The sequence below is a fragment of the Burkholderia seminalis DSM 23518 genome (genome assembly GCF_902832885.1).
GTDB classification, from domain to species: domain Bacteria; phylum Pseudomonadota; class Gammaproteobacteria; order Burkholderiales; family Burkholderiaceae; genus Burkholderia; species Burkholderia seminalis.
The window spans coordinates 197,751-220,861 of record NZ_CADFDK010000008.1 but is presented as its reverse complement, the minus strand read 5'-3'; the positions used below and the strand labels follow the sequence as shown (position 1 = coordinate 220,861).

The following is a 23,111-nucleotide window of genomic DNA, read 5'->3' as shown; positions in this document are numbered from 1 at the left end:
TCAGCTCCCGGCCTTCGCCATCTTGTCGATGATCTTGTTCAGCTTCTCGTCGAGCGTCGCGGCCGTGAACGGTTTCACGACGTAGCCGCTCGCACCGGCCTGCGCGGCCGCGATGATGTTCTCCTTCTTCGACTCGGCCGTGACCATCAGCACCGGCAGGTGCGTGAGCGTCGCGTCCGCGCGGATTTCCTTCAGCATCGCGAGGCCGTCGAGGTTCGGCATGTTCCAGTCCGAGATCACGAAGTCGTAGCCGCCGCCGCGCAGCCGCGCGAGGCCGGCCAGGCCGTCCTCGGCCTCGTCGACGTTCGAATAGCCCAGTTCCTTCAGCAGGTTGCGGACAATCCGGCGCATCGTCGGGAAATCGTCCACCACCAGGATTTTCATGCTTTTGTCCATCGTCGTTCCTTTCCAGATTCGTTTCCGTCGGGACGCGTATCGTGGCACGCGCCCCGTGACATTCCATTCAAACGCGCTGCACGCGGTCGCCCATCGTCGCCAGGCGCGCCATCACGCGGCGGCTCATGTCGGCGAGCGGCGCGACCTCGTCCGCGCCGCCGAGCGCGATCGCCTCGCGCGGCATCCCGAACACGATGCAGCTCGCTTCGTCCTGCGCGAACGTGTAGGCGCCCGCGCGCTTCATTCCCAGCAGGCCGGCCGCGCCGTCACGGCCCATCCCGGTGAGGATCACGCCGATCGCGTTCTTGCCCGCGTGCGTCGCCGCCGAACGGAACAGCACGTCGACCGACGGGCGGTGCCGGTTCACCGGCGGCTCGTCCGACAGTTGCGCAATATAGTTCGCCCCGCTTCTCGCAAGCAACAGGTGCGCGTGGCCCGGCGCGATATACGCATGGCCCGGCAGCACGCGCTCGCCGTGCTCGGCTTCCTTCACCGCGATCCGGCACAGGCCGTTCAGCCGCTGCGCGAACGACTTCGTGAAGCCCGGCGGCATGTGCTGCGCGATCAGCACGGCCGGCGCATCCGGCGGCAGCGGCGTCAGCACTTCGCGAATCGCTTCGGTGCCGCCCGTCGACGCGCCGATGATGAGCAGCTTCTCGGTACTGACGAGCGGGTTGTTGATCATCGGCGCGGCCGCGGGGCTGTCGGCCGAGCGCGCGGCGGCTTGCGGCTGCGGCGCCTGGCGCACGCGCGCGCGCGACGCCGCGCGGATCTTGTCGGCGAGCTTTTCCGCGTAGTCGAGCATCCCGTCGCGAATCCCGACGCGCGGCTTCGTGACGAAATCCACCGCGCCGAGTTCGAGCGCGCGCAGCGTGATTTCGGAGCCGCGCTCGGTCAGCGACGACACCATCACGACCGGCATCGGCCGCAGGCGCATCAGCTTCTCGAGGAAGTCGAGCCCGTCCATGCGCGGCATTTCGACGTCGAGCGTGAGCACGTCGGGGTTGTGCTGCTTGATGAGCTCGCGCGCGACGAGCGGATCGGGCGCGGTCGCGCACACCGTCATGTCGGGCTGGCTGTTGATGATCTCGGTCATCAGGCTGCGGATCAGCGCCGAATCGTCGACGCACAATACTTTGATCTTCTGCACTGCGGTCATGCCTCCTGCTTTCTTGATAGGTTCGCCGCATACGGGTTCGCCGCCCGCACGCCGCCGGCACCGCCCGCGCTGCCGCTGCCGGCCGGCGCGGCGCCGCGCGCGCCGAACAGCTCGATGCGCGGGCGCGCCGGTTGCGGCGCGGCCGGCCGTTTCGCCTGGAACAGCTCGACGTGCGCGCGCGGGCGCGCCGCGCGCAAGCGGTCGGCCTCGCGCGCCAGCGCGGCTTCGCGCTCGGTCACGCCCGGCACCTGCAGCCGCAACTTCTTCACCATCGCGCGCCCCGTGCGCGGCATGAACGCGACCTTGCGCGGATGGACGTCCTGCAAGTCCTCCGCGGTGATGCGGATGCGTTCGAGCGCGAGGTAGCGGCGCACGAAATCCGCGTTGCGATCGCCGATGTTGATCGTTGTCATCCCGGCCAGCACGGCCGCGCCGCCGAACACCTTCGCCTCGAGGCGTTCACGGCGCCCGCCGGCCTTGATCAGTTCGTTGATCAGCACTTCCATCGCGTACGCGCCATAGCGCATCGATTCGGACGCGGCCGCGCCCGCATCGGCGCCGTCGTCGGGCAGCATGAAGTGGTTCATCCCGCCGATGCCCGCGTACGGATCGTGAATGCACGCGGCGACGCACGAGCCGAGCACGGTCATCAGCACCATGTCCTCGGCGGTCGTGTAGAACTCGTTCGGCAACAGCTTCACGCCGGGAAGGCCGAAGTGGCTGTCGAAATAGCGATTGGTCGCGATCGGCAGTGCGCTCATCCGCGCTCTCCATAGGCAGGCACGGCGCCCGCGGCCCGCGCGCGCACGGGCGACGGCATCGCGGCCGCCGCGGGCGCCTGCGCGCCGCGCGGCCGCGCACCCTGCGCGGCGTCGCGTGTCAGTTCGTACACCGTCTGCCCGCGCAGCCGGAACGCCTGCGTCACGTACGTGAAGTTTTCCGAATGGCCGGCGAACAGCAGGCCGCCCGGCTTCACGAGCGGCTCGAAGCGCGACAGCACCTGCCCCTGCGTCGGCTTGTCGAAATAGATCATCACGTTGCGGCAGAAGATCGCGTCGAACGGCTTCGCGATCCCGTAGTCCGCATCGGTCAGGTTCAGTTGCTCGAAACGGATCATCGCGCGCAGCTCGGGGCGCACCTTCACACGGCCTGACTGCGGACCCGTGCCTTTCAGGAAGAAGCGCTTGAGCCGCTCCGGCGACAGGTGCTTGACCTGGTCGTACGTGTAGATGCCGGCCTCCGCCTTCGCGAGCACCTGCGTGTCGAGATCGGTCGCGAGGATCGACGCGCCGCGCGCCGCCGATTCGCCGAGTGCCTCGATCAGCGTGATCGCGATCGAATACGGCTCCTCGCCGGTCGACGCCGCCGAGCACCAGACCGACACCGGCGCCGGGCGCCCTTTCACGAAATCCGACAGGATCGGGAAATGGTGCGACTCGCGGAAGAACGCGGTCAGGTTGGTCGTCAGCGCGTTGGTGAACGCTTCCCACTCGAGCGGATCGTCCTCCTGCTCGAGCAGGTCGAGGTAGTCGCGGAACGTGTCGAGGCCGCGCGCACGCAGCCGCCGGGCGAGACGGCTGTACGCCATGTCGCGCTTGTGCTCGGACAGCGAGATCCCCGCGCGTTGATGGATCAGCGCGCGAATGCGTGCGAAATCCACGCCCGTGAACGCGAAGTCGCGCCCCGGATCCCCTGCGCGAGGCGAGGCATCCGGTGCATCGGGTCGAAACGGCGCGCGCGCGTGCGACATGGCTTAGAAGGTCTCCCAGTCGTCGTCGGACGCGCCGGCCGCCGCCAGCGCCGGCTTCTCGCCGTTCAGCGCCGGGCGCACGAGCGCGGGCTTCGCGGCCGGCTTGTCCGCCGGTGCGGCCGACTTCGCGAGGCGCGGGCCATAGCCGCCCGCGGCGGTGCCGCGGGAAGCCGTTGCATCCTTCTGCGTGCGCGCGGTGTCGGCCGTGCGCTTCGGTTCGGCGCCGGCGCCCGACGCGGCCGCACGGGCGGCCGGCGCGGCGCGCCGTGCCGGTTGTGCCGCCGCCTGAGGCGCCGGCAGCGCGGCGACCGGCGCCGCGTCGTGACGCGGCTCCGACGGCAACGCAGGCACGGCCGCCGGTTCGTGCGCGACCGGCCGCGCGACGCTGCGCGCCGGCGCGAGCGCGATGCCGCCCGCGACGCGCCAGCCCGACACGATCGCCTTCATCTGGCGCGTCTGCTCCTCGAGCGACGCGGCGGCCGCCGCCGCCTGCTCGACGAGCGCCGCGTTCTGCTGCGTGACCGAATCCATCTGGCCGACCGCGCGGTTGACCTGCTCGATGCCGGTCGACTGCTCGTCGGACGCCGCGCTGATCTCGCCCATGATGTCGGTCACGCGGCGCACGGCCTGCACGATCTCTTCCATCGTCGCGCCGGCACGCGCCACGAGCGCCGACCCGCTGTCGACCTTCTCGGTCGAATCGCCGATCAGCTGCTTGATTTCCTTTGCGGCGCTCGCGCTGCGCTGCGCGAGCGAGCGCACCTCGCCCGCGACCACCGCGAAGCCGCGGCCCTGTTCGCCCGCGCGCGCGGCTTCGACCGCCGCGTTCAGCGCGAGGATGTTGGTCTGGAACGCGATGCCCTCGATCGTGCCGATGATGTCGACGACCTTGCCCGAGCTGGCCGCGATGTCCTGCATCGTCGACACGACCTGGCCGACCACGTCGCCGCCCTGCGTCGCGATGTCCGACGCGTTCACCGCGAGCTGGCTCGCCTGCCGCGCGTTCTCCGCGTTCTGCCGCACGGTGCCCGTCAGCTGCTCCATGCTCGACGCGGTTTCCTGCAGCGACGCGGCCTGCTCCTCGGTGCGCTGCGACAGGTCGATGTTGCCGGTCGCGATCTCGCGCGCGCCGACGTCGATCGACTCGGTGCCGCGATGCACGGCCTGCACCATCGTCGTCACCGCGTCCTGCATCCGCTTGATGCCGCCGAACAGGCGGCCGATCTCGTTCGTGCTGAACACGCTCACCGGCTGCGTGAGGTCGCCGCCGGCGATGCGCTCGAAGTGCGCGATCGCGTCCTCGATCGGCTTCACGATCAGGCCGCGCAGGACGAAGCGGATCGCGATCACGACGACGAACGCGATCGCGATGCCGGCGGCGATCAGCGCGACCATCAGCGAGATCTGCGACTGCGTCGCGGCCTGACGCTCTTCCGCGCGCTTCTGCAGCGATGCGATCACGGCCGCCGCCGTCTGGTCGAACGCGACGAACATCGGGCTGATCTTCGCGTCGGCAATCGCGTGGTACGCCGCCATGTCGCCCGCGCGCGCCGCCGCGAATTCGGGCTCGACGCCTTCCTTCACGATCGTCGTGTAGCGGGCGGTGAGCTCGTCGAGGAGCGCCTGCTCGACGCCGAGCTTCGGCAACGACTGGAACGCCTGCCAGTTCTGGTTCGACTTCGCGAACAGCTCCTGCGCGCGGTCGAGCACCTTCGCCGCGTCGGCCGCATTGCCGCCTTCGGTCAGCGTACGGAAGCGGTCGAGCGCGACGCGCGAGCGCAGCAGGTGCGCGGCCGTGTCGTCCAGCGTGTGAATCGCCGGCAGGTCGACGTGCGCGATTTCGTCGAGCGAACGGCTCGCGTGATTGAGCGCGTAGAGGCCGAGCCCGCCGACCGCGGCGGCCAGGCACACGAGAATGAGTCCGACCGCGGTGAGCGTCGTACGGATCGACCAGTTGTGCAACATTGCAGATTCTCCCGAAATTGCTGCGCGCGCGGCGCGCTTACCCGCCGAGTGTCTCGATCAGCGCCATTTCACGGCTCGACATCAGCTTCTCGATGTCCATCAGGATCAGCATCCGGCCGTCGACCGTGCCGAGGCCGGTCAGGTACTCGGTCGTCAGCGTCGCGCCGAATTCCGGCGCCGGCATGATCTGGTCGGTCTGCAGCGTCAGCACGTCCGACACGCCGTCGACCACCATCCCGACCACGCGGTTCGACACGTTCAGGATGATCACGACGGTCTGGTGGTCGTACTCGACGCGGCCGAGATGGAACTTGATCCGCATGTCGACGATCGGCACGATGATCCCGCGCAGGTTGATCACGCCCTTGATGAACTCCGGCGCGTTCGCGATGCGCGTGACGCTGTCGTAGCCGCGGATTTCCTGCACTTTCAGGATGTCGATCCCGTATTCCTCGTCGCCGAGCGTGAACACGAGGAATTCCTGGCCCGTCGCGTCGCCCTGCTCCGCGTCGCGGCGGCTCGTTGCCGCGTTCGCCGCGGCCGGATTGATCATTTGGACTTCAGCAGACACGTTTGCCCCCAATCGGTTAATGGCGAGAGTCAGAACATCGCGAGCTCGGCGCCGGCACGGGCGCCGTGCGTCGCACGGGTTTCACGGTTGAGCGCCGCGACGTCGACGATCAGGGCGACGCTGCCGTCGCCGAGGATGGTCGCCGCCGAGATGCCGTGGACCTTGCGGTAGTTGGTTTCGAGGTTCTTCACGACCACCTGCTGCTGGCCGACCAGCTCGTCGATCAGCATCGCGAAGCGGCGGCCCTCGGTTTCCATGATCGTGACGATCCCCTGCGTCGGGTCGGTGCGCGCGTCCTCGACCGAGAACACCTCGTGCAGCGCGACCAGCGGCAGGTATTCGCCGCGCACGCGCACCACGCGCTCGCCGTTGCCGACCGTGTAGATGTCGTCGGTCGACGGCTGCAGCGACTCCATCACGAAGTTCAGCGGCAGGATGAAGATCTCGCTGCCGACCTTCACCGACATCCCGTCGAGGATCGCGAGCGTGAGCGGCAGCACGATCCGCGTGGTCGTGCCGCGGCCGGCTTGCGACGTGATCTCGACGTGGCCGCCCATCGACTGGATGTTGCGCTTCACGACGTCCATCCCGACGCCGCGGCCCGACACGTCGGTCACCGTCTCGGCCGTCGAGAAGCCCGGCGCGAAGATCAGCTGCCAGACTTCGTCGTCGCTGATGTTGTCGGACACCTGCATGCCCTGCTTCGCGGCCTTCGCGAGGATCCGCTCGCGGTTCAGGCCCGCGCCGTCGTCGCTCACCTCGATCACGATGTTGCCGCCGTGATGCGCGGCCGACAGCACGAGCTGGCCGACCGCATCCTTGCCGGCGGCGACGCGCTTGTCGACGGTTTCGATCCCGTGGTCGAGGCTGTTGCGCACGAGGTGGGTGAGCGGATCGATGATCCGCTCGATCAGGCTCTTGTCGAGCTCGGTCGCCTGGCCGAACGTGACGAGCTCGACCTGCTTGCCGAGCTTGCCGGCGAGGTCGCGCACGAGGCGCGGGAAGCGACTGAACACGTAGTCCATCGGCATCATGCGGATCGACATCACCGCTTCCTGCAGGTCGCGCGCGTTGCGCTCGAGCTGCGCCATCCCGTTGAACAGGCGGTCGTGCAGCGCCGGATCGAATGCGCTCGCGGTTTCCGCGAGCATCGCCTGCGTGATCACGAGCTCGCCGACGAGGTTGATCAGCTGGTCGACCTTCTCCACGCCGACGCGGATCGAGCTGCCTTCGGCGCCCGCGGCGGCGGCCGCGGCCGGGCGCGCACGCTTGTCGTCGTGGTGCGCGGCGGCCGGCGCCGCGTGTTCGGCCGGCGGTTGCGGCGCGGGTTGCGGCGGCTGGGCCGGTGCGGCCGCGGCGGCCGGCTCGGCGGGCGCCGGCGCGGCCGGTTGCGGCGCGGCGGCCGGCGGCGCGAACACCTCGACGCGCGCCGGTTGCGCGGCGGCGGCCGGTTCGGCAACCGGCGCCACCGTGTCCTGCGCGGCAGCCGGCGCGGCCGGTGCGGCCGGCGCCGTGCCGTGCGCGACGCGGATCTGGCTTTCGTCGATCACGAAGCAGCACACGGCGACGATGTCGTCGGACGGCACATCGGATTCGAGCCACAGCGACAGGTCGGCGCCCGCTGCCTCGCGGCCGACGATCCGGCCGAGGTTGCCGAGTTCCTCGGTAAGCAGCGCCTGGTCCTTCGCGTCGACGCCCACCAGCGTGATCTTCAGGTGCGGGCCGCCCGCGCCCGCGTCCGCGTCACCCGCCGGATGCGCGGCCGCGACGGCCTGCTCGACCACGTGATCGGGCGCGCGCTCGCCACCGGCGGCGGGTTCCGCGGCCGGAGCGGCGGCAGCGGGTGCGGCAGCGGGCGCAGGTGCCGGCGCGGCGGCCGCCGCCGGTTCACCCGCGCCGCTCTCGGCCTTCAGCCGTTCGAGCTTCGCGCAGATCGTCGCGGCAGCCGCCGCGTCCGGTTCGGCGCTCGCGCGGTAGTCCGCGAGCTGGTCGGACAGCACGTCCTTGGTCTCGAGGAACGCGTCGACCATCTCCTTGGTCAGCGTCAACTCGTGGTTGCGCGCGCGGTCGAGCAGCGATTCGAGGATGTGCGTCGTATCGGTCAGCGCGGAAAAGCCGAACGTCGCCGCGCCGCCCTTGATCGAATGCGCGGCGCGGAAGATCGCGGCCAGGTCTTCGGGGTCGGGCGAGTCGACGTCGAGGTTCAGCAGCAACTGCTCCATCTGCGCGAGCAGCTCGTCCGCTTCGTCGAAAAAGGTCTGGTAGAACTGAGTGATGTCGAGAGTCATGCCCGGTCACCGGTTGAATTCGTCGCGTTCATGTCAGGATGCGGCCGGCTCGGAGAGCGTCGCGACCAGGTCGACCAGCACGGCCGGGTCGATCGGCTTCTCGATCCAGCCCGTCGCGCCCGCGTCGCGCGCGGCATCCTTGAAGGCATCGCTGCCCTCGGTCGTCAGCACGAGGATCGGCGTGTCCGCATACGCGGTCAGCTTGCGCAGCGCGGCGATCACCTCGAGCCCGTTCTTGCGCGGCATGTTCTGGTCGGTCAGCACCAGGTCGTACGGCGCGGTCGCGGCCATGTCGAAGCCGGCTTCGCCGTCCGGCGCCACCGTCACGTCATAGCCGGCCTGTGCAAGCGTCGCCTGCAGCAGGGCGCGCATGGTCGCGGAGTCGTCGATGGCGAGAATGGTTCGGATCATGTCTGTCTCGGAGCGGGTCTTGTCGATATCAGGGTTTCGGCACCGCGACGGCGGACGCCGCGAGCGCGGGGCGCACGGCCGGCGCCGCGCCGAGCTGCTGCGCGAGCTGCTTCGAGCCGGCCGCATCGGCCGACAGCGTCGTGGTCGTCGCGTCATCGCGCATCAGCGCCTCTTCGGATTTGCGGTTCAGCACGATCACGCTGATCCGGCGGTTTTCCGGATCGAGCGGGTCGGCCTTGTTCAGGTTCTGCGTCGACGCGAGGCCGAGCACGCGCAGCACTTTCGCCTCGTCCATGCCGCCGGAGATCAGCTCGCGGCGCGACGCGTTCGCGCGATCGGCCGACAGCTCCCAGTTGCTGTAGCCGCCCTCGCCGCCCGCGTACGGCACGGCGTCGGTATGGCCCTGGACGATGATCCGGTTCGGCACGTCGTTCAGCGTCTTGCCGATCTCGCGCAGGATGTCGCGCATGTACGGCTCGACGCGGTCGCTCGACATCGCGAACATCGGCCGCTTCTGCGAATCGACGATCTCGATGCGCAGCCCCATCAGCGTCGAATCGATGCGGATCTGCTGCTTGAACTGGCGCAACGTCGGATTCGCCTCGATCGCGGCCATCAGCTTGATCTGCAGGTCGTGCAGGCGCGCCTGCTCGAGCCGGTCCTGCGCGCCCTGCGCCTGCGAGCGCGTGTTGTCGTCGCCGGCCTTCGCGACGCGATCGGCGAGCTGCGTCGAGCCGTCGGTGCGGCGCAGCGTGCCGGCGTCGACGCTCGACAGGTCGCGGCCGCCGGCGTTGAGGATGCTGGAGTCCTGCGAATTGCGGTCGCCGCTGCCGAACAGCGCGGCCTTCAGCGGCGTGTTGAAGTATTCGGCGATGCCCTTCAGCTGCACCGGCGTGACCGAGCTCAGCAGCCACATCAACAGGAAGAACGCCATCATCGCGGTCATGAAATCCGCGTACGCGAGCTTCCATGCGCCGCCGTGGTGGCCCTTCTTCGCCGGGGCCACCCGCTTGACGACGATCGCGCGATCCTTGCTCTTGCTCATCGTGCGCTCCGCGTCACTTCGCCTTCACCCGGCGCACGTGCTCTTCGAGCTCCGAGAACGACGGGCGCTCGGTCGAGAACAGCACCTTGCGGCCGAACTCGACGGCAATCGCCGGCGCATAGCCGTTCAGCGTCGCGAGGATCGTCACCTTGATGCACTGGAACATCTTCGTCGACTCGGCGACGCGCTGCTCCGCCAGGCTCGCGAGCGGCCCGATCAGCCCGTACGACAGCAGGATCCCGAGGAAGGTGCCGACCAGCGCCTGCGCGATCATCGCGCCGAGCACCGCGGGCGGCTTGTCGGCCGACGCCATCGTGTGGACCACGCCCATCACGGCCGCGACGATGCCGAACGCCGGCATCGCGTCGCCGACGCGCATCAGCGCGTGCGCGGGGCCTTCGCCTTCCGCGTGGTGCGTCTCGATCTCCTCGTCCATCAGGCTCTCGATCTCGAACGCGTTCATGTTGCCGCCCACCATCAGGCGCAGGTAGTCGGTCAGGAACTCGACGATGTGATGATCGGCGAGGATCTTCGGGTATTGCGTGAAAATTGGGCTCTTTTCCGGATCGTCGATGTCGGCCTCGAGCGTCAGCGTGCCTTCCTTGCGCGCCTTCGCCAGCAGCACGTAGAGCAGCGCCATCAGCTCCATGTAGACGTCCTTCGTGTACTTCGACCCTTTGAAGAGGGTCGGCAGCACGCGCAGCGTGGCCTTGATGGTCTTGCCGCCGTTGCCGAGGATGAATGCGCCGACGCCGGCGCCCACGATCATCAGGATCTCGACCGGCTGGATCAATGCGCCCAGATGCCCGCCTGCCAGCGCATAGCCGCCGAAGACGGACAACAGCGTCACGAGTGTTCCCACGATAATCAGCACTGCCTGTCCCTCACGAAAGACCGGCGGGAAGACCGCCGTTAAACAGGTTTACGGCAGTCGGCAGGAAAACTTTCGCGGCCGCCCGGCGGCGGCCCGGCAGTGTTTACCAGCACGGCACGGACGATTCGCGCGGCCCGCGGCAACCGCCCGCGCCCCGCCCGGCGGCGCTCAGGCCGCGGTGGCAGCCAGTTCGGCGCGCGCGGCGGCGGCCTTGCGGGTCTTGCCGGCACGCGACGGCGGCTGGCAGAGGCCGCACACGAAACCTTGATGCGGATCATGCGCATGCGCGACGAAGTGGCCGCCGCAGCGCGTGCACGGGGTCATCTGCAGCATCCCCGAATCGAAGAAGCGCACGAGCGTCCATGCCCGCGTGAGGCTCAGCGCGGCCTCGTCGCCGGACAGGTTCACGTGCTCCTGATAGAGCCGGTACGCCTTCACGATCGACTGGATCGGCTCGCAGCGGCCGTGGTCCTGCATGAACCGGTAGATGTTGTAGAACAGCGACGAGTGGATGTTCGGCTGCCACGTCATGAACCAGTCGGTCGAGAACGGCAGCATCCCCTTCGGCGGCGACACGCCCTTCAGTTCCTTGTACAGCTTGATCAGACGGTCCCGCGACAGGCTCGTCTCCGCCTCCAGCAGCTGCAGCCGGGCGCCCAGTTCGATCAGTTCGATGGCGAGGGTGATTTCCTTCACCTCGATCACGACGCTTTTGCTTGCCATGGTGATAACCGTCCGCTTGACGTTGTTCGAATGGATGGCCAATACGCTGCCCTCCGGCGCGGTACGCCGGGACACAACGCAAGGCGGGATGGATCAGCGGACGCCTTCGACCTGCTGCCCGGCCATCAGGATGGCCGAGTGGGCGTGCGCGACGACATCGCTACGGCCCTTGTCGGCGAGCGACGACAGCAGCGCGTGATCGTCGAAGCGGAAGCGGCACAGCATCTGGTTCGACGCGGCAAGCTTCACGGTCTGTGCGAGCGTGAGGTTGGCGAGCACGTCGGCGAGTTCCTGGGAAATTCCCATGCGGAACATGCCCATCGCCTTGTCTTCCCGCAGCAGGCGCTGCGCGAGGAGGAGGTACGACAGGTTGACCTCTTTGATCTCACTGAGCATTTCGCTGGTAGCGCTCATGATTCCCCCGTTATAAGAGCTTTGCTTTGGCCATTCGTGTTATGAAAACGTTTGCTCGATCGGAGCGCTCCTGGCGCACTGTCGGCTCGTTTATAGTCTTACAGGGCGAATTTTGGCCAAACGCCATTTATGTCGGTATCAGCGAAGTGGCGTATGCCATGCAGGATTTGTCTGTAAACCGTGTAGGAATTTTTCCGACAAAGCGAATTGAAAGGGGCAATCGGGAAAGCGGATGACAGCGCGCATTCGGCTGCGAGGGTGCCGATGGCCGCCCGCTCGGTGGCGGAAGGCTTGCCGGCAGGGCTGCCGACAATCGGATCGGTAAAAATTATAGTGGTTTTTCACGATCGCGCAACAATAGTTGCGGCCATCTCGATTCATGATTCCGCGCCCTTTTTCTCGGGGTTTTCGCGTATTTCATCGTGTAACAAGCCTTAAGTGTTTGAAAAAACACTCGAACCCCGCAGGGCGATATCGATAATGGACTCCAATGGGCGGCGGCGCGAGCCGTGCCGGCCCGCCCCGCAGCTTGCCGTCCGGCGCCCCGCGCACCCCGTCCAGGGCCCGGCCACGTACGCCAGACGCGTGCGTCGGCGAGTTCCGCAACGTTGTATGGGATCCGCGTCGGCGCGATGGCGCCCACGGATCGAAAACCGGAGAACACCGATGCGAATTGCCCAGATCGCGCCGCTTTACGAAGCCGTTCCGCCGAAACTCTACGGCGGCACCGAGCGTGTCGTGTCCTACCTCACCGAGGCGCTCGTCGAACTCGGCCACGACGTGACGCTGTTCGCCAGCGGCGACTCCGTCACGTCGGCCCGTCTCGAGGCGGCGTGGCCGCGCGCCCTGCGGCTCGACCCGTCGATCCGCGATTCGATGGCACCCCACATGCGGCTCCTCGAGCAGGTGGCCCGGGTCGCGCACGAATTCGACGTGCTGCATTTCCACCTCGACTACCTGCCGTTCCCGCTGATGTCGCGCCTCGACACGCCGTACGTGACGACGCTGCACGGCCGCCTCGACCTGCCCGAGCTGCAGCCGGTGTTCGACGCGTTCCCGGACGCGCCGGTCGTGTCGATCTCGAACAACCAGCGCAAGCCGCTGCCGCAGGCCGCGTGGGCCGGCACCGTGTATCACGGGCTGCCCGACACGCTGCTGACGCCGCAGCCGGGCGTGAAACCCGAATACCTCGCGTTCCTCGGCCGGATCTGTCCCGAAAAGCGCGTCGACACCGCGATCCGGATCGCCGCGCAAAGCGGGCTGCCGCTGAAGATCGCCGCGAAGGTCGACAAGGCCGACGCCGACTATTTCAAGGAAGTGATCGAGCCGCTGCTCGGCCAGGCGCACGTCGAATTCATCGGCGAGATCAACGAGGCGCAGAAGCCCGCGTTCCTGTCCGGCGCGAAGGCGCTGCTGTTCCCGATCGACTGGCCGGAGCCGTTCGGCCTGGTGATGATCGAGGCGATGGCCTGCGGCACGCCGGTCGTCGCGTTCAACCGCGGCTCGGTGCCGGAAGTGATCGAGGACGGCGTGACCGGCTTCATCGTCGAGGACGTGCAGGGCGCGGTCGGGGCGCTGCACCGGATCGACACGCTGTCGCGCACCGCGATCCGCCAGCGTTTCGACACGCGCTTCAGCTCGAAGGCAATGGCGCAGCGTTATGTCGAAACTTACGAATCGCTTTGCGCGGCGGCCAAGCAACCGGTATTGCGCCGGGTCGCGAGCGCCTGACGCGGAAATCCGCGCGGAAATACTCAGCAAAATCCGCGCCGAAATCGGCGCGTAAAACAAAAGAGCCGCATCGACGATGCGGCTCTTTCTTTTCGGCTTCCGGTCATTCGATCAGGAAACGATCGCGGTTTTTCCCGACGATCCAATTCGGCGGCTTGCCGCGCCCGCTCCAGGTGGCACCCGACTTCGGATCGCGGTATTTCGGCGGCAGCGGCGCCTTCTTCGGCGGGCGCCCGCGCCGTGCCCGTTCCGCGAAGCCCAGGTCCTGGGCCGTCAGGCCGTATTCCGCAATCATTCGCTGGACGTCGGCAATGACCGCCGCCACTTCCTGGCGGCGCACGTCGTCCGCCTGAGCCTGCAGATCAGCGATCTGCGCCTTGAGTTTCGCGTATTGAGACATTTTTCGACTCCCCTTTTCGATGATGCGGCCCCGGCGAATCCGGCCGGGACGCCAACACCCGTTACGTCATCCGCACTGCCGCCCTGCCCTTCGAAATAAATACTGTCATCTTTAACCGATTCGGCTTTATCGAGAATGCGGACTTATTCTAATAAAAGGCATTCGTCAGCCATTCAAATTTAACAATCGTTGACCCTCCCGGACGCGATTCATTTCCTATAATCCAGACCAATTCCGGGCGAGGGATTAAATCCGCAGTGTCGTCCGGTGGTCTTCAACCCACTTGAACGAGGTCCTTACATGAATCTTTCTCAGCGTCTCGCTGCAGAGGTATTCGGCACGTTCTGGCTGGTGCTCGGCGGGTGCGGAAGCGCCGTGCTGGCCGCCGCCTTTCCGGGCCTCGGCATCGGCTTTGCCGGCGTCGCACTTGCCTTCGGCCTGACCGTGCTGACGATGGCATTCGCAATCGGCCACATCTCGGGTTGCCACCTGAATCCGGCGGTCAGCGTCGGCCTGACGGTCGCCGGCCGCTTCCCGGCACGCGATCTCGCTCCGTACATCGTCGCGCAGGTCGTCGGCGCCACGCTCGGCGCGTTCGTGCTGTACCTGATCGCCACCGGCAAGCCGGGCTTCGACGTCGTCGGCAGCGGCTTTGCGACGAACGGCTTCGGCGATCGCTCGCCCGGCCACTACTCGCTGAGCGCATCGTTCATCTGCGAAGTCGTGATGACGGGCTTCTTCCTGTTCGTGATCCTCGGCGCGACCGACAAGCGCGGTGTGCCGGCCGGCTTCGCGCCGATCGCGATCGGCCTGTGCCTGACGCTGATTCACCTGATCTCGATCCCGGTCACCAACACGTCGGTGAACCCGGCGCGCTCGACCGGCCCGGCGCTGTTCGTCGGCGGCGACGCGATCGGCCAGCTCTGGCTGTTCTGGGTGGCGCCGATGATCGGCGCGGTACTCGCAGGGATCATCTACCCGCTGGTCGCCGGGCGTGACGACGCCGTCGACCTGCTTCCGGCATCGGCTCGCACAAGCGAATAAAACACTACGGGGTCAAGCGAGCAGAGCAGCGAGCCTCACGCTGTCCAACAACATCGAGGCAGGCAATTTCGACGGGCGCCACTGGCGCCCGTTTTTCATTTCCGCACGGGACACGCGCCCGGGGCCGGACGCTCAGGAAGCGGCGACGTTGTCCTCGAGCGAGAACAGCGAGCGCAGGTGCCGGGCGACCCCTGCATCGAAGTTGTTGCCGATCCGCGGAATGTGCGGCAGCCGCGCGACCAGGTCGGGGTTCGCGTTGTTCATCATGAACGCGTGACCGGCGGTTTCGAGCAGGTCGATGTCGTTCATGTTGTCGCCGAACGCGATGCAGTGGCCGGTATCGACGCCGAGCCGCCCGAGCACCGTGCGCAGCGCGCGGCCTTTCGACACGTTCGCGGTCATCACTTCCAGACAGTCGGGCAGCGAATACGTGACGTACAGCGCATCGCCGAAGCGCACGCGCATCTGCTCGGCGACGACCGCCAGATCGGCCGGCTCGCCGATATACAGCACCTTCGCGATATCGGCGCCGTCGTGCGCGGCCATGTCGATCACGTCGTAGCGGAAGCCCGAATCCTGGTGGAAGTCGAGCAGGTGCGGCGCGTCGCGGTCGATCAGCCAGCCGTCGTTGGTGAACAGGTTGACGATCGTGCGGCCATGCGCGCCGGTGACCTCCGGCTGCACGAGGCTGCGGACGATCGCGGGATCGATGTCCTGCGCGTGAATCGTCGTGTCGTCCGGCGCATGCACGCGCGCGCCGTTCGACGTGATCAGGTACGGCCGGATGCCGAGCACGTCGCGAATGCCGGCGACGTCCGCGTAATGGCGCCCCGTCGCGATCACGAACTGCAGGCCGTCGCGGTCGAGCCGGCGGACGGTGTCGATCGTGTACGGATCGAGCTGGTGGTCGCTGTTCAGCAGGGTACCGTCGAGATCGGTGGCGATGACTTTGTACATGGGACGGGAGAATGGCGCACAGGACGCTGCGGAATCGCCATTTTAACGTCGTGCCCGGCGGCGCGCCGGGCGGTTCCCGGTCAAGCCGCCTTCGGCGCTGCGCCGACGCGCCTTCCACCCCGCCCTGGCCCGCGTTGCCTCGCTTCAGCCGCCTTCCGCCACCCGCAGCGCCTGCAGCGCGAGCCGCAGCGCGCCATGTGCGGAATCGTCGAGCGGCGCGCGCAGCCGCGCGGCATGGCGCGCCGGCACGGCCGGCGCGAGTGCATCCGCCAGCCCGCCGCACAGGGCGACCGGCAGCGCGTGCTGCGGATCGAGCGCGTCGATCATCTTGCCGATCTCGTCGCCGGCCTGCGCGATCAGCGCGCCCGCCACCGGATGCGTGCGGTGCGTGAACACGACCGGCGCGAGACGCGCGTAGATCGTCTGGTTCGCGTCGCACGACCACTGGACGAGCGCGTCGCGATCCTGCGCGCCCGTTTCCGCGAGCAGCGCATCGGCGAACGCATCGCGCGGCACGCGGCCGTCGAGCGCCTGTTGCGCGTATGCGAGCGCGCGCACGCCGAGCCACGCGCCGCTCGCCTCGTCGCCGGACGGAAAGCCGAACCCGCCGGCGATCCGGCACGCGCCGCCCGCGTCGAGCGCCGCCGCGATGCTGCCGGTGCCGAGCGCGACGATGAGCCCCGGCGCGCCGCCGTGCGCACCGACGACCGTCGTATATGCATCGCTCTCGATCGCGAGCGCGCCGAGCGGAGCCTGCGCCCGGAACGCTGCGAGCCACGCCGCATTGTTGACGCCCGCGAGCCCGCAGCCGAGCGCGCACTGCGACCAGTCGAACGCAAGGCCGGCCTGCGTGAACGCGTCCGCGCACGCCGCACCGATCGACGCCCACGCGCGCTCGATGCCAAGCCCGAGCCCCGACGGGCCGCCGCGCCCCTGCGCGAGCTCGCGCCCGTGCCGGTCGGCCAGCACCGCGCGCGTGCCCGTGCCGCCGCCGTCGATGCCGATCGCAAAAAGTAATGCCGCCATGCCTTCATCCCGCTGATTCGAACAGGCGCCAAGCTTAACCGGATCGGCGCCGCGCGCCCATCTGCCGTTCGGCCGGCTATCCCGCAAAAAGGGCTTCCGCTATGCTGGCACGATCGATTCGACACTGAAAACGAGGCAGACGATGTCGCAGCGGTGCAACTGGGTGAAGACGGAAGCGGACGCTCACTATCACGACACCGAGTGGGGCGTGCCGTCGCACGACGATCGCCACCTGTTCGAAATGCTGATCCTGGAAGGCGCGCAGGCCGGGCTGTCGTGGTCGACGATCCTGAACAAGCGCGCGGGGTATCGCGACGCGTTCGCCGAGTTCGACGTCGACGCCGTCGCGCGCTTCACGCCGAAGCGCATCGACAAGCTGCTGGAGAATCCGGGCATCGTGCGCAACCGCGCGAAGGTCGAATCGGCGGTCACCAATGCGCGCGCCGTGCAGCGCATCCGCGACGAACACGGTTCGCTCGCCGCATTTTTGTGGTCGTTCGTCGGCAATACGCCGATCCAGAATGCATGGCAGTCGTACCGCGACGCGCCCGCGTCGACGGAACAGTCCGACGCGCTCAGCAAGGCGCTGAAGGCATACGGCTGCAAGTTCGTCGGCTCGACGATCTGCTATGCACTGATGCAGGCAACCGGCATGGTCAACGATCACGAGATCGGCTGCCCGTGCCACGCGCGGTGCGCGGCGCTCGGCCGGAAACAGCCGGCACGCAAGCGCAAGGCGGGCTGACCGCGCAGGCGCAGGCACCGGCGCCAGCCGGGCACCCGTCCTTCAACGCCGCCCGCGGCGACGGTGGCCACGGCACCACCCGTCGCTTACCGCGCGGCGCGTGACGACGCCGGCACGGCCGACCGTGCGCTTCGTGCGGCCCGCACGCGTGCGCTGCGCTTCTTCACCCAGATGCAGATGCCCGTCACGCTCAGCATCGCGATGACGATGCCGAGCGCGCTGATCGCGACGCGGCCCGCGACACCGGCGATCCGCCCCGAGTGCAGCGGAAACTGCGCCTGCATGAACAGGTCGCCGGCCGAGCCGCGGCCGGGCACCTGGGCGGCGACCGGCTTGCCCGTCACCGCATCCCAGTACAACCACGCGTTACCCAGCCCGACGTCCCCGTGGTCGTTGCCGGGCGTGAAGAACCCGACCGCATAGACGTTCATCGCCGGCGCGAACAGCAGCGCACCGGGCGGCGCGGTGATTCCCGCGTCGCGCCCGGCCGGGCGCGCGATCTCGACGATTCGCTCGCGCGGCAGCACGGTGCTGCCCGGCGGAGCCGGCGGGAAACGCTCGGGATTCGTGTACGGCGTCTGCGCGAGCGGCGACAGCCGCGACACCAGCGGGCGCACGACCGGAACCGCGAGGTTCATCGAGATCGATGTGACCGCAACGACCAGCAGCAGCCCCCATACCCATACGGCGCCGGAGCGGTGCAGGTCGAATACGAGCGGATAGCCGCCGCGCCGCACGCGGAACGCGAACGACTTGCGCCAGCTCTTCAGGTTCGGGAACGCGAGCACGAGCGCGATCAGGCTGTCGATTGCCCACACGATACCGACGACGCCCATCACCCAGAACCCGAAGTTGATCCCGCCGTACTCGGGGAGGAACAGCGAGTAGTGCAGCCGGTAGATGAACGGCATCAGGTCGAGCCGCGCGAGCGACGGCGCGCCCCATTCGCGGCGGCCCTGCACCGCGCCGGTCGCGGGATCGACGGCGATCTGGCTGAAATCGATCGCGTACGGCCGGCCGGTCGCCGGGTCGGTGCGCGGTATCACGCCCGCCTGCAGCGTGTGCCCCGGCTCGACCGCGAGCGGCAGATAGGTCACCTGCACGCGCGGGTCGGCAGCCTCGATGCGCGTCGCCAGTTCGAGCGGCGCAAGCGGCGCGGCGCCGCTGCGCGCGACGTAGAAGTCGGGGTTCAACGCCGCGTCGAGCTCGTGGTCCCATGCGATCAGCGCGCCGGTGAGCCCCGCGACGAACAGGAACAGCGCGATGGCGAGCCCGAACCAGCGATGCAGGCGGACGAGAAACGGTCGCGGGAACGCATTCATCGCGTGCGCGGCGACGGGAAAACGGGCCGGCACAGGCGGCGGCCCCGGGTCGACGGGAGGAAGGTCATCTGATGTCAAACGCCGCGCAAGCGCCGGCCGGCCGCGCCAGGCGAGGCCGGATGCCCTTGTGCGCGGCCTGGAAATATTGCGCGTTCGGCGGGTCTTGATACGATGCGCGACATTTTAGCGCGATGCGAATGATTCTTACTCGCATTTTTGCTCACCCGCCATGACCGTCGGCTTCGCGCGACCGCCCGTCCGTCCACGCCGCGAGGCCGCCGCCCCCGCCTGCTTCGCCGCCTCGCTCGCGCATGCCGACGATTCGCCGGCGCGACGCCGCTGCGCGCGACCGGCGGCCTCGATGCGCCGGGCTGGCTCGCCATCGATGCGGGCGCACTCCCCGACGCAGGTCGGCCGCCACGCCTTGACGCTGCGCGCGCTAATCGGCAGCGTGCAGAACCGCCGTTACCGGGAATATCAGTACGCGGATGACCTGAAGCCGGGCGACCCGCGCACGGCTGGCCTGACCGCGAAAATCGACTTCCGGACGCCGCACCGGCCGGCCGCCAACCGCGGCCGCCGGCCGGAACGGCCGCCCCGCGGCGAGCCTCGGGATTTTCCCGGACCCCAAAAGCGAAACGGCGGAGCGGCCTCTTTCGAGGCACACTCCGCCGTTTCGCGGCGAACCGTCAGACGCTCTTAGTGGAGCTTCTTCGGCAGCATCTGGCTGCGCAGACGCTTGTGCAGGCGCTTGACGGCTGCTGCCTTCTTGCGCTTGCGGACTGCGGTCGGCTTTTCGTAAGACTGGCGCTCACGCAGTTCAGCGATCAGGCCATTTTTTTCGATAGCGCGACGAAAGCGGCGAATCGCCACTTCGAACGGCTCGTTTTCTTTCAGAAGAATCGTCGTCATGTCGTTCCTAAATTGCTTAAACGGTCAAAAACGTAGCGGCCAAGCGCCACGCACCGGCCATCCGAGCGTCCCCACGAACAGGCGAAACGAGCGGAAATACGGCCTCGGAGGCCGGAAAAGAGAGGCGGAAAGCACCGCGAGTACGCTTCACAGCCGCGTGCAGCGCCGCGTTTGACTGCCAGCAGACATGCCGAAAACGGCAGAGGCGTGACAGAAATCTCAATTCAGCCCGCCATCATAGCAGGGAATCACAGACAAAACCATCCTTTTGTCGATCGCGGGCAAACGTTCCACCCAACCGGGCGGTGTTCCTCGCCCTGGCCACCACGCTGTCCGCCATGCCGGGCGAGCCTTCCCGGCGAAATCCCCTCTTCCGTCCCGAATTTCCTCAAACATCCCTCTAAAGTTTTCGCCGGGTGCCGCCGTCAACCAGGAAAGGCGGGCAGCGCCAGACGCGAAAAAGCGCAACGCCGAAATCAGAACCTGTCTGTATCTCAGGCATTTTCCAAAACGAGGAAGCAAATGCTGAACATCAACACCAACATCCTTTCGCTGACGACGCAGACGAATCTGTCGGGCTCGCAAAACGCGCTGTCGCAAGCGATCAACCGCCTGTCGTCCGGCAAGCGCGTCAACACGGCAGCCGACGACGCGGCAGGTCTCGCGATCTCGACGTCGCAAACGGCAGCGATCAACGCGCTGACCCAAGGCGTGTCGAACGCGAACAACGGCATCTCGATGATCCAGACGGCAGCCGGCGCGCTGCAGTCGACCGTCGACAACCTGCAGCGTATCCGTACGCTGGCAGTCGAAGCAGGCGACGGCTCGCTGGATTCGAACGCACGTGCGAACCTGCAGGCTGAAGTCACGACGCGTCTCGGCGAAATCGACCGCGTGGCAACGCAAACGTCGTTCAACGGCCAGACCATCCTGAGCGCAGCCGGCAACGTCACGTTCCAGGTCGGCGCGGCAGCCAACCAGACCGTGGCCGTCAACTTCGGCGCGACGGTGTGGACGAGCACGGGCGGCGGCCTGAGCCTGAGCGGCCTGACGGTCAGCGACCAGACGAGCGCACAGTCGGCCATCACGTCGATCGACGCGGCACTGAAGAACGTGAACACGTTCCAGGCAACGCTGGGTGCGGCACAAAACACGTTCCAGGCTGCGATCACGACGACGCAAACCCAGGCAACGAACATGAGCGCGGCGCGTTCGCAGATCACCGACGCGGACTTCGCGACGGAAACGGCGAACCTGAGCAAGGCGCAAGTGCTGCAGCAAGCCGGCATCTCGGTGCTCGCGCAAGCGAACTCGCTGCCGCAGCAAGTCCTGAAGCTCCTGCAGTAATCGGGAACACCCCGCGCCGGGCGATTCGCCCGCGCGCACGGCGTCGTCCGCGTTGCGGCGCGCGACGGCGCCGGTTCGATTCGTCGGACCCGACACTCCAGGGAGGCATGCCTCCCTGCTTGCATTGAAACCGAAGTACGGCGACCCGCCGAAACGCGCGTCATCGCGCAAACGACTGGAGCACCCGCATGGCCACGACGAGCACGACGGATATCGGCAGCATCCTGGCGCAGGCCGGACAATCGATCATCAGCGGCGCGACCAATTCGACGCTCGACGTCAATTCGCTCGTCACGTCGCTGGTGCAGGCCAAGACCATCGGCCAGCAGACCACCCTCACGAACAAGCAGACGGCCGACAACACCGAACTGTCGGCGGTCGGCAAACTGAAATCCGCGCTGTCGGCGCTGCAGACCGCGATCACGGGCCTGTCGAACGGCACGACGCTGAGCGGCCTCGCGGCAACCGCGAGCGGCAACGGCATCACCGCGTCGGTCAAGAGCGGCGGCGGCGCGGTGGCCGGCTCGTACGCGGTCAACGTCACGCAGCTCGCCACCGCGAACAAGCTGTCGTCGGCCGGCATCACGTCCTCGGACACGATCTCCGCCGGTTCGCTGAGCATCACGCTCGGCACCGGCACGGCCTTCAACGTCAACGTCGCGGCCGGTGCATCGCTGTCGGACATCGCGAAGTCGATCAACACGACGGCCGGCAACCCGGGCGTCACCGCGTCGGTCATCACCGGCTCGGACGGCCAGCATCTCGTGATCCAGTCGAACAACACCGGCGCGGCCAACACTGTGTCGGTGAGCGGCACCGGCGTCAATTCGAAGCTGACCTCGGGCTACACGACCGTGACGGCGGCCGCCGATGCGAAACTGACCGTCGACGGCACGCCGGTGACGAGCGCGTCCAACAGCGTGTCGGGCGTGCTGACGGGCGTCACGCTGAACCTGACGACGCAGGCGCTGAACACGACCCAGACGGTCACGCTGTCGCCCGACACAACGGCCACGACGACCGCGATCAACGCGTTCGTCAGCGCGTACAACACCTACGTGACGACCGCGCAGTCGCTGTCGTCGTACGATCCGAACACGTCGACGGCCGGCCCGCTGCTCGGCGATTCGATGCTGAACACGATCTCGAACGGACTCGCGACCGCGATCAGCGGCGGCGTCACGACGGGCGGCTCGACCTATTCGCTGGCGGCCATCGGCATCAGCCTGCAGGCGGACGGCACGCTGCAGGTGGACTCGAGCGCGCTGAACACCGCGCTCACGTCGAACAACCCGGCGGTCGGCGCACTGTTCAACACGACGAACGGTGTCGGCCAGACGCTCAACAACCTGGTCAGCAACTACACGCAGACCAACGGCCTGATCGACCAGCGCACCACCGCGATCAACGCGGACCTGAAGAGCCTGTCGGACCAGGCGACGCAACTGCAGAACTACTCGGCCCAGCTGACCACGCAGTACAACGCGCAGTTCACCGCGCTGAACAACCTGATGGCGACGATGGCGAACAACACGAAGTACCTGACCCAGCTGTTCGGCGGCACCAACAGCGCGGGTGCGCTCGCCACCAACAAGTAACGCGCCCTTCGCACGACACCGGACGACGACCATGACCATGACGACCGATGCCCTGAACCATGCGCTGCACCTGACCCAGGCGATGCAGTCGGCGAGCGCGTTGCGCGACTGGGAGCGCGTCGCCGCGCTGGCCGACGCGCGCTCTCCGCTGCTGATGAGCCTGGCGCCGGAGCAGACGCCGGCCGCGCTCGACACGATCCGCCGGATCATGGACATCGACGCATCGATCACACAGGACGCGCAGGCCGATCGCGACCGGCTCGCGCAGCAGTTCACCGCATCGCGCGAGCGGATCCGCGCCGCGAGCGCCTACCAGACGACCGGCATGCTGTAAGCCTGCGAACAACAACGCGCGCCGCCATCGAGCGGGCGCCGACGTCGTATCGTCGAGCCGCATGCGTGCGGCTCTTTTTTCGCCGGCAGGCAGGGGGCG

Annotated in this window: 23 protein-coding genes; 6 read left to right on the top strand and 17 right to left on the bottom strand. The window is 67.7% G+C overall.

The window, feature by feature from the left end:
• The 12 genes from cheY to flhD all read right to left on the bottom strand — a co-directional run bounded on the left by cheY (position 1) and on the right by flhD (position 11,596).
• A complete protein-coding gene (gene cheY, locus HWX00_RS24275) occupies positions 1-396 on the bottom strand; it encodes a chemotaxis response regulator CheY (RefSeq protein ID WP_006485893.1) in 396 nt (131 codons plus the stop codon).
• Between the two features lie 67 nt (positions 397-463).
• Entirely contained in the window at positions 464-1,555 is a 1,092-nt protein-coding gene (locus HWX00_RS24270; protein WP_175029357.1) for a protein-glutamate methylesterase/protein-glutamine glutaminase, read from the bottom strand.
• A complete protein-coding gene (gene cheD, locus HWX00_RS24265) occupies positions 1,552-2,316 on the bottom strand; it encodes a chemoreceptor glutamine deamidase CheD (RefSeq protein ID WP_034188081.1) in 765 nt (254 codons plus the stop codon). The genes HWX00_RS24270 and cheD overlap by 4 nt, the downstream gene beginning before the upstream one ends.
• A complete protein-coding gene (locus tag HWX00_RS24260; RefSeq protein ID WP_175868150.1) occupies positions 2,313-3,305 on the bottom strand; it encodes a CheR family methyltransferase in 993 nt (330 codons plus the stop codon). Before HWX00_RS24260 ends, cheD begins: the two co-directional genes overlap by 4 nt.
• Before the next feature lie 3 nt (positions 3,306-3,308).
• Positions 3,309-5,270: a methyl-accepting chemotaxis protein gene (locus tag HWX00_RS24255; RefSeq protein ID WP_034188083.1), complete on the bottom strand. Its 1,962-nt coding sequence runs from the start codon at positions 5,268-5,270 to the stop codon at positions 3,309-3,311.
• Positions 5,271-5,307: 37 nt separating this feature from the next.
• Positions 5,308-5,823: a chemotaxis protein CheW gene (cheW, locus tag HWX00_RS24250; protein ID WP_006486165.1), complete on the bottom strand. Its 516-nt coding sequence runs from the start codon at positions 5,821-5,823 to the stop codon at positions 5,308-5,310.
• 47 nt (positions 5,824-5,870) lie between these two features.
• Complete coding sequence (cheA, locus tag HWX00_RS24245; protein ID WP_124608591.1) at positions 5,871-8,129, bottom strand: chemotaxis protein CheA; 2,259 nt, start codon at positions 8,127-8,129, stop codon at positions 5,871-5,873.
• Positions 8,130-8,162: 33 nt separating this feature from the next.
• A complete protein-coding gene (locus tag HWX00_RS24240) occupies positions 8,163-8,540 on the bottom strand; it encodes a response regulator (RefSeq protein WP_034188085.1) in 378 nt (125 codons plus the stop codon).
• Between the two features lie 28 nt (positions 8,541-8,568).
• On the bottom strand, positions 8,569-9,585 hold the full coding sequence (gene motB / locus HWX00_RS24235) for a flagellar motor protein MotB (RefSeq protein WP_034188086.1): 1,017 nt from the start codon (positions 9,583-9,585) through the stop codon (positions 8,569-8,571).
• A gap of 13 nt (positions 9,586-9,598) precedes the next feature.
• Entirely contained in the window at positions 9,599-10,459 is an 861-nt protein-coding gene (gene motA / locus HWX00_RS24230) for a flagellar motor stator protein MotA (protein ID WP_011350592.1), read from the bottom strand.
• 168 nt (positions 10,460-10,627) lie between these two features.
• A complete protein-coding gene (gene flhC / locus HWX00_RS24225; RefSeq protein WP_034188087.1) occupies positions 10,628-11,182 on the bottom strand; it encodes a flagellar transcriptional regulator FlhC in 555 nt (184 codons plus the stop codon).
• A 93-nt stretch (positions 11,183-11,275) separates the two neighbouring features.
• On the bottom strand, positions 11,276-11,596 hold the full coding sequence (flhD, locus tag HWX00_RS24220) for a flagellar transcriptional regulator FlhD (RefSeq protein WP_011350590.1): 321 nt from the start codon (positions 11,594-11,596) through the stop codon (positions 11,276-11,278).
• A 666-nt stretch (positions 11,597-12,262) separates the two neighbouring features.
• On the opposite strand from flhD, the gene HWX00_RS24215 reads away from it, so the two are divergent.
• Complete coding sequence (locus tag HWX00_RS24215) at positions 12,263-13,327, top strand: glycosyltransferase family 4 protein (RefSeq protein WP_034188088.1); 1,065 nt, start codon at positions 12,263-12,265, stop codon at positions 13,325-13,327.
• Positions 13,328-13,430: 103 nt separating this feature from the next.
• Here HWX00_RS24215 and HWX00_RS24210 read toward each other — a convergent pair whose 3' ends face one another.
• Complete coding sequence (locus HWX00_RS24210) at positions 13,431-13,727, bottom strand: H-NS histone family protein (protein ID WP_006489320.1); 297 nt, start codon at positions 13,725-13,727, stop codon at positions 13,431-13,433.
• Between the two features lie 300 nt (positions 13,728-14,027).
• On the opposite strand from HWX00_RS24210, the gene aqpZ reads away from it, so the two are divergent.
• Positions 14,028-14,771, top strand: coding sequence for an aquaporin Z (gene aqpZ, locus HWX00_RS24205; protein WP_034188089.1), 744 nt, complete (start codon positions 14,028-14,030; stop codon positions 14,769-14,771).
• Positions 14,772-14,903: 132 nt separating this feature from the next.
• Here the strand turns inward: aqpZ and HWX00_RS24200 are convergent, their stop codons facing one another.
• On the bottom strand, positions 14,904-15,728 hold the full coding sequence (locus HWX00_RS24200; protein ID WP_059559383.1) for a Cof-type HAD-IIB family hydrolase: 825 nt from the start codon (positions 15,726-15,728) through the stop codon (positions 14,904-14,906).
• A gap of 144 nt (positions 15,729-15,872) precedes the next feature.
• Positions 15,873-16,754 (bottom strand): glucosamine kinase nucleotide-binding domain-containing protein, encoded by an 882-nt coding sequence (locus HWX00_RS24195; protein WP_059559387.1) that lies wholly within the window; start codon positions 16,752-16,754, stop codon positions 15,873-15,875.
• Between the two features lie 142 nt (positions 16,755-16,896).
• On the opposite strand from HWX00_RS24195, the gene HWX00_RS24190 reads away from it, so the two are divergent.
• Positions 16,897-17,499: a DNA-3-methyladenine glycosylase I gene (locus HWX00_RS24190; protein WP_034188092.1), complete on the top strand. Its 603-nt coding sequence runs from the start codon at positions 16,897-16,899 to the stop codon at positions 17,497-17,499.
• An 86-nt stretch (positions 17,500-17,585) separates the two neighbouring features.
• On the opposite strand, the gene HWX00_RS24185 is transcribed toward HWX00_RS24190, so the two are convergent.
• Both HWX00_RS24185 and rpsU read right to left on the bottom strand, forming a co-directional pair.
• On the bottom strand, positions 17,586-18,821 hold the full coding sequence (locus tag HWX00_RS24185; protein ID WP_175028451.1) for a PepSY-associated TM helix domain-containing protein: 1,236 nt from the start codon (positions 18,819-18,821) through the stop codon (positions 17,586-17,588).
• A 699-nt stretch (positions 18,822-19,520) separates the two neighbouring features.
• Complete coding sequence (gene rpsU, locus HWX00_RS24180; protein WP_006401410.1) at positions 19,521-19,733, bottom strand: 30S ribosomal protein S21; 213 nt, start codon at positions 19,731-19,733, stop codon at positions 19,521-19,523.
• A gap of 522 nt (positions 19,734-20,255) precedes the next feature.
• Here rpsU and HWX00_RS24175 point away from each other — a divergent pair.
• The 3 genes from HWX00_RS24175 (at position 20,256) to HWX00_RS24165 (ending at position 23,012) form a co-directional block, all read left to right on the top strand.
• Positions 20,256-21,080 carry a flagellin domain-containing protein gene (locus HWX00_RS24175; protein ID WP_034188094.1) on the top strand — a complete coding sequence of 275 codons (825 nt, stop codon included), beginning with the start codon at positions 20,256-20,258 and terminating at the stop codon, positions 21,078-21,080.
• A 188-nt stretch (positions 21,081-21,268) separates the two neighbouring features.
• Positions 21,269-22,678, top strand: a complete 1,410-nt coding sequence (fliD, locus tag HWX00_RS24170) for a flagellar filament capping protein FliD (protein ID WP_034188095.1) — start codon at positions 21,269-21,271, stop codon at positions 22,676-22,678.
• 37 nt (positions 22,679-22,715) lie between these two features.
• On the top strand, positions 22,716-23,012 hold the full coding sequence (locus tag HWX00_RS24165; protein ID WP_059559395.1) for a flagellar protein FliT: 297 nt from the start codon (positions 22,716-22,718) through the stop codon (positions 23,010-23,012).
• The last annotated feature ends 99 nt before the right edge of the window (positions 23,013-23,111 follow it).